Source organism: Streptomyces sp. CO7, from assembly GCF_053474865.1.
Window position 1 is genome coordinate 80,576 of record NZ_JBRIOU010000008.1, and the last position, 6,616, is coordinate 87,191.

The 6,616-nt window shown below is 74.6% G+C and carries 6 protein-coding genes and 2 tRNA genes; 3 read left to right on the forward strand and 5 right to left on the reverse strand.

The annotated features are described in order from the left end of the window. Together ACOV8S_RS25265 and ACOV8S_RS25270 are read right to left on the reverse strand one after the other, a co-directional pair. Positions 1-833 (reverse strand): DUF2797 domain-containing protein (locus ACOV8S_RS25265; protein WP_448320866.1); only part of this gene is annotated, 833 nt, incomplete at its 3' end. Beyond that, the gene (locus ACOV8S_RS25270) at positions 830-1,804 is read right to left on the reverse strand and encodes an NAD(P)-dependent oxidoreductase (RefSeq protein ID WP_448320522.1); all 975 of its coding nucleotides are present in this window, start codon (positions 1,802-1,804) and stop codon (positions 830-832) included. The genes ACOV8S_RS25270 and ACOV8S_RS25265, both read right to left, overlap by 4 nt. Before the next feature lie 140 nt (positions 1,805-1,944). Between ACOV8S_RS25270 and ACOV8S_RS25275 the strand changes: the two genes are divergently transcribed. Continuing rightward, positions 1,945-2,538: a hypothetical protein gene (locus ACOV8S_RS25275; RefSeq protein WP_448320523.1), complete on the forward strand. Its 594-nt coding sequence runs from the start codon at positions 1,945-1,947 to the stop codon at positions 2,536-2,538. Positions 2,539-2,610: 72 nt separating this feature from the next. Here ACOV8S_RS25275 and ACOV8S_RS25280 read toward each other — a convergent pair whose 3' ends face one another. The 3 genes from ACOV8S_RS25280 to ACOV8S_RS25290 form a co-directional block, all read right to left on the reverse strand. Beyond that, positions 2,611-3,024 carry a hypothetical protein gene (locus ACOV8S_RS25280; protein ID WP_448320525.1) on the reverse strand — a complete coding sequence of 138 codons (414 nt, stop codon included), beginning with the start codon at positions 3,022-3,024 and terminating at the stop codon, positions 2,611-2,613. A 144-nt stretch (positions 3,025-3,168) separates the two neighbouring features. Beyond that, a tRNA-Arg gene (locus ACOV8S_RS25285) sits at positions 3,169-3,241 on the reverse strand. Between the two features lie 337 nt (positions 3,242-3,578). Beyond that, positions 3,579-3,669, reverse strand: a tRNA-Ser gene (locus tag ACOV8S_RS25290). A gap of 203 nt (positions 3,670-3,872) precedes the next feature. On the opposite strand from ACOV8S_RS25290, the gene ACOV8S_RS25295 reads away from it, so the two are divergent. Next, a complete protein-coding gene (locus ACOV8S_RS25295; RefSeq protein WP_448320527.1) occupies positions 3,873-4,409 on the forward strand; it encodes an SSI family serine proteinase inhibitor in 537 nt (178 codons plus the stop codon). 219 nt (positions 4,410-4,628) lie between these two features. Next, the coding region (locus ACOV8S_RS25300; protein WP_448320528.1) for a PAS domain-containing protein at positions 4,629-6,616 on the forward strand (1,988 nt) is incomplete at its 3' end.

Genomic DNA, 6,616 nt, shown 5'->3' on the forward strand with positions numbered 1-6,616 from the left:
GGGAGGGGGAGACCCGCGCCGTCCTCCGGGGCGGCGGTGAGCGGCCAGCCCGGCAGCAACCGGGTGTCCAGCACCACCACGCCCTGCCCGGTCCGCAGGTGGAGGTCGGGCCCGGCCGCGGCCAGCAGCGTCCCCTCCACCGCACCGCCGGGCACCAGTTCGCGCACCGTCCCGGCCGCCGGCGGCAGCCCTTCGAGCCCGAACACCGCCATGTGGTCCACCACCACCAGCGGCTCCCGCTCCAACGCCTCCGGCCAACCCGGCAGATCCGACGCCCGCGCGTGCAACGCGGCGACCTCCGCAGCCCGTTCACCGGGCGTCGGCGGCAGCGCCGCCCGCACCGCCCGCTTGGCGTCGTACGGGATCCGGTCCGGCACCCGCAGCGCCGCCCGCAGCAGCTCCTCCGTCCGGCGCGCCGCCATCAGCGGTCCGCGCCCCAGCCAGGTGAACGTCACCGCGCCCTGCTCCAGCAGCCGGTCGGGCCCGCGCCGCAGGGCGGTGATGCCCACCTTGGTCATGCCGGGGCCGAACCAGGCCAGGTAGACGTGGTACGGCTGCGGGTCGTCGGCCCGGGTGTCCGCCGCCACCGAGTGGGCCCGCTCCAGCCGCGCGCACTCCTCGCAACGCGCGGACCCCGACCGGCCGGGCACCTCCGCCGCCACCGGGCAGGCGTTGCCGCGGGCCCCGACACAGCGGCGGACCCCGTCCCCGGGCACCGCGAGGACCACCCGCTTCCCCGGCGGGAGCGCGCTCTCCCGGCCGCCCCGCCACCGCAGCAGCGGGCCCTCGGCCGTCCAGCGCAGCCCTTCGCTCCGCCAGCCCCGCGCGGTCAGGACGCCTGCCCCTCGTGCCCCTGCCCGCGCCCGCGCCCGTTCCCGTTCCCTGGGGTGGGGGCGGGGGCATCGCCGTCGGAGGCGTCGGCCCGGTCCCCCTCGAAACTGGCCCAGTACGCCGCGGCCATGTCCTGCCGCCCGCGCCCCTGCTCGACGACCCGGCGGAACCGCTCGGCGCTCGCGGCGGCGACGTCCAGCCGCACCCCGTGCCGCTCCCCGGCCTCCACGATCAGCCGCGCGTCCTTGGCCGCGGTCTCCGCCGCGAAGGAGGCCGGAGTCAGCCGGTCCTCCATGATCATCCCGGCCTTGAGCCGCAGGTAGGGCATGTCGAGCGGCCCGTCCGCGACGAGGTCCAGGAACGCCTTGGGATCGGCCCCCAGCCCCTCGGCCAGGGCCAGCGCCTCACCGGCCGCACCGGTCACCGCCAGCACCCAGCTGTTGGCCACCAGCTTCAGCCGCGTCGCACCGCCCTGCGCGCCGTCCTCCCCGGCCCACACCGTGCGCACGCCCACGGCCTCGAACACGGGCGTCACCCGGTCCCGTTCCGCGACCGGCCCCGCGGCGATCACCGTCAGCTTGCCCTGCTCGGCGGGCTGCCGGGTGCCGAGCACCGGCGCGTCGAAGAACACCAGACCGTGTTTCCCGGCGAACTCCGCCAGCTCCGGCAGCGCCTCCAGCCCCGCCGTGGTGGCCTGCACCCACGCGGCGCCGGCCCGTAGCCCGGGGGCCGCCTGCCGCATCACCTCCAGCGCGGCGGCGCCGTCGTAGAGCACGGTGACGACCACGTCCGCGCCCTCGACGGCCTCGGCCGGCGTCCCGGCGACGTGCGCCCCGTCCGCGGCCAGCGGTTCCGCCTTCTCCCGGCTGCGGTTCCACACCCGCAGGGCGTGCCCGGCCCGGGCGATGTTGCGGGCCATCGCGGCCCCCATGATCCCCGTGCCCAGCACGGCCACGGTGCGCGTTTCCGTCATGACGTCAGCTCCCAGTGCGGTGAACCTGTCCGGGGACCTGCTGCGGTACCCGTCCCCACTATGGCCCGGCCGCCGTCCTGGTCCGGTCCGACTTCGCCGAACCCGTTGACCCGCCCGCCCGGAGCCAGGACGATCAGCCGATGATCAGCGTCTCGGCATGGTCGACCACCGCCGTCGTCCTGAGCGTCCTGTGCGTCGCGGTGGCGGGGCTGGCCACGGCCGTCTTCGGCATCCACCTCTTCACCCGCTGGGGCTCCGCCCGCGCACGGGCCCGCCTGCGCCGGCGGCACCCCCTCGGCGACACCCCGACCGCCGCGCGTCGGGTCCGCCGGGCGGCGATCGGCTGGACCGCCCTGGGGACGCTCCTCTGCCTCGCCTGCGCCGTGGTCCTGGTCGTCACGTACGACCCGCAGAAGGCCCGCTTCGAGGCCAGGGACCCCTACCCGAGCTGCGGTGACGTCACCCTCGCCCAGGGCCAGGAGCTGAAGACCCGGGCGGCGCGGGAGATCGCCTGCCTCCGCCGCGCGCTGGACCGCGACAGGACCGCCGAACTGAAGGTCACCTCCCTCACCGTCGAGGGCGACCCGGTCCGCGAGTACTACCGCATCGCTCCGCACCGCACGCTCGAGATCTACACGGACAGCACCGACGACAAGTTCTCCGACGGCCTGTGGACCTCCTACGGCTGCGAAGACCCGGCCTGGACCCCCGAGCCGTCCTGCTCCCGGCGATGACCCGCCGGCCCCTCGGCCCGCCCGGATCACCAGCCCGACACCACCGGACCGACGTGTCGTCGATCCGGAGCGTCACTGGTCCGACGTGTCACCCGCGCGGCGGATCATGCTCGCGACCAGCCCCTGGTGTTCGGGCCGGACACCGAGCAGCACCGGTCCCGTGGAGGAGCCGCACTCGATCACCATCCCCCGCGGCGGCAGCCACAGCGACTCGCCGAAGGTCGCCGGGCGAATGCGGGGGTCCCGCAGACCCGCCGGCAGCTCCCGCAGCCGGGCCCACGGCCGGGTGGCCACCCACCGGAACGGCACACCGGTCCGCACCCGGCCCACGGTGAACCGGCCTCCCCGGTCGCCACGCCTGGCCATGACGAGGAGGGAGACCTCCTCCCCCGCCTCGGCCCGCTCCGCCACCCGCCGGGAATGCCGCGCCCGCAGCGCGAGACCGGCACAGGCGCCCACGGCCACGCAGACCATCTGAGAAATCATCCGCCCAGTCCACCAGTCGGCACGCCGCCCGCCAAGGGCGTGCGGTCGATCCACGCCACGACGAACGCCGCACCGGCTGAGCCCGCTGCTCTACGACAGCAACGCAAGAGGCCCCGGACTTTCGTCCGGGGCCTCTCACCTGTGTGCACTCGGCAGGATTCGAACCTGCAACCTTCTGATCCGTAGTCAGATGCTCTATCCGTTAAGCTACGAGTGCTTGTTTTGTTGTCGTCTCCGTTTCGGTTCCTTTCGGCCCGTCCCGGCGACAGGAAGAACATTACATGACTGCCGCCGACATGTGAAATCCATTCGGCGCACCCGGCCTGAGCTGCGGAAACGTCGAAACGCGCGCTACGGGGGCCGCCCTCTCGCGCCGATGGTCGAGCCGCTCGTCAAGGGGTGCGGACGGACGGAGCGCACCGGCCCGGGCCGGCCAAGGAGGGCACCGGGGGCTCGCCGAGGGTGAGTGTCCCGCAAGGACGCGGCGACGGGCGCGCCGACCGACCCGGGAAACACCTCGGGCCCCTGTTCGAGGAACGGGGGCCCGAGAGATGCGGAGGCGGAGGGATTTGAACCCTCGATGGACCGTAAAGCCCAAACCGCATTAGCAGTGCGGCGCCATAGACCGGACTAGGCGACGCCTCCAGCACAGCTCTCGCGCAAGCGCGAGTGGTGTGTGCAGATGATGACACAGACGAGCGCCCGGTCACCAATTGGCCCCCACGGTACTAGGCGCGTGGCCCGCAGGGCAAAGGGCTTACGGCGTGCCGGAGGAATCCGCGCGGCGCCGGTCTCGGACCCCTGTACGAGACCGCTACCGGGAGGCGCCCTTCCGCGTTGAGCAGGGCATGTCGCACGCCACCACGCGCCCCGTCGCCCGGCCGGCCAAGGCCGTCCTCTCCGCCGTCGCCGCCCTCGCGGCTCTCGCCGCCGCCCCGGCCCCGGCCGCCGGTTCCCCACTCGGGGACCACGAGCTGCGGGACCGGCTGACCGTCACCGTCCAGCACGCGGGGAAGGGCCTGGACAGCAGGTACCGGCTCGACTGCCATCCCCGCGGCGGCGACCACCCGCACGCGGCGGCAGCCTGCGCCCGGCTCGACGAACTGACCCGCACCGCCCGCCCGGTCACCGCGGGGCCCGGCGGCTTCGCGGGACCCGTCCTCGCCGCGGGCCCCGAGGGTCCGGCCGGCCCGCGGGACCCCTTCGCCCCGTCGGCGCCGGAGGCCTTCTGCACGATGGTGGACGGCGGCCCGGCCACCGCGCGGATCACCGGATGGTGGGACGGGCGCAGGGTGAACGCCGCGTACGACCGCCGCGACGGCTGCCGCACCGCGCGCTGGGACGCGATGGTGCCGGTCCTCCCGGAGATCCGGGCCGCGCGGTAGTCGCGGGGCTCCACCGAAGGCCCCGGAAGGCCCAGGAGGAGGGGGGTCGGGATCCACATTTCGCCCGCACCTCACGTCAACCTCTCGTGCGACCTCCCTCTCATCCGGGGCCGCCGGGGCGCGCGGTGCCCGTAGACTCTGCCCGTGACACGTGCCGGGGCGGTTGGCAAGATGGCCCACACGGTCAGCACGGAGCGGTAACAGGGAGGAATGCGTCTCGTGAGCAGCAGGCCATCCCGAGGCGCTGCTCGCCTCGCAGCCATACTGGACGCGCTTCCCGACGCGCTGGTCCTGGTCAACGCCAACGGCACCGTCGTCAACGCCAACACCATCGCCCTGGACGCCTTCGAGACGCCCGGCACCGCCCTGGTGGGCCGCGGACTGCTCGATCTGCTCCCGGAGTTCGACTCCCGGCTGATCCCCGGTTCGATGCGGCGGCCGGACGACTCCCTGCAGCCCGGCGTCCGGACGAAGCCCACCCGGATGATCGCCCGCCGCACCGACGGCAGCGAGTTCCCGGTCGAGGTCACCAGCGCGAACCTGGAGAACGGCGGCCAGGCCCACGACGGTCACAGCCCCGCCTACACCGGTGACGAGCTGCTGATGCTGGTCGTCCGCGACCTCACCGGCACCGTGGACACCGAGGCCGAACTCGCCCGCTCGCAGCGGCAGACCGAGATGATCCTGCGCGCCGCCGCCGAGGGCGTGGTGGGCACCGACACCGACGGCCGGGTCGTGCTGGTCAACCCGGCGGCCGCGCAGATCCTGGGCTACCGGGCCAGCGACCTCGGCGGCCGCGAGCTGCACGAGCTGATCCTGCACTCGCGCCCCGACGGCACCCCCTTCCCGTACGACGAGTCCCCGCTCGCCGACACCCTGCGCTCCGGGCGCAAGCACCGGGTGCGCGGGCAGGTGCTGTGGTCCCGCGGCGGCGACAAGGTGCCGGTCGACCTGACCACGGCGCCGGTGCGCGACGGCGACCAACTGGTCGGCGCGGTGATGACGTTCACCGACCGCAGGCCCTTCGACAACCTGGTCAAGGAGCGCGAGGACGCCGAGAAGCGGCACGAGGAGGAGCTGGAGAAGCTCTCCGAGGAGCACGCCTCCGAGCTGACCTCGCTGCGCCAGCAGCACGTCGGCCAGGTCGAGGAACTCACCGAGTCGCACGCCGAGGAGATCCGCAAGCTCACCGAGGCCCACGCGGAGGAGGTCCGCGAGCTGACCGGGACCGGCGCCGAGAAGGTCCGCGAGCTCACCGAGCGGCTCGAGGAGGCGACGGCCGACGCCGAGGAGCGTTACGCGTCGCTCGCCGAGCGGGAGAAGGACCGCTACGACGAACTGGCCGCCCGCCACGAGCAGCTGCTGATGCTCCTGGGCGGCTCGCTGCGCGGGCCGCTGGACGAGCTGCGCCGCGAGCTGTCCGTCCTCGCGGCGGACGACGCCGGCCAGCTGTGGCCGGAGGCCAACCAGGTGCTGCACCACCTGTCGGCCGGCTACTCACGGATCACCCAGCTGATCGACAACGTGCTCGGCTACCAGTCCCTGGCCGCGGGCGGCGAGGAGCTGCACCGCGCCAAGGTGATGCTGGACGCGGTCGTCGCGGCCGGCATCGACGGCGCGGTGGAGCTGATCGGCCCCGGCCGGGTGCAGTTCGCCGTGCACGCGCCGCCCATCGAGGCGGAGGTCGACCCCCAGCGCCTGGCCACCGCGCTGGCGCACCTGGTGGCGGACGTCGCCGGGGTCGACGCGACCGGCAACGCGCCCGTCTCCACGGGTGGTTACATGGACAACACGGTGGTCGTGGCGGCCGCCCAGCGCGGCGAGGTGGTGCGCATCGAGGTGCGCGGCCCCTACTCCGGCGGGGACCCGGTCCACGGCCCGGTCGTGCAAGGCATCGTCCGCGCCCACGGCGGCGTGCTGCAGACGCACGAGGTGCCGGGGATGAGCGGCAGCGCCTTCGTGCTGGAGGTACCGCTGGGGACCGGCGCGGGCGTCGTCGAGGCTCCGGCCCCGACGCCGGCGGCCGCGGCCCCGGAGGCGGCGCCGGCTGCCGAGGCGACCTCGGCCGGCGGTGGCGGGCGGCGGCGTGCGCGGCGTTCCTCGGTGGACTCCTTCCTCGACGACGCCCCCCGGCCGGACACGACCGCGGACACCCCCGCGGACGCGGCTTCCCCGGACGCGGCGGTTCCCGCCGCCGAGCAGGCTCC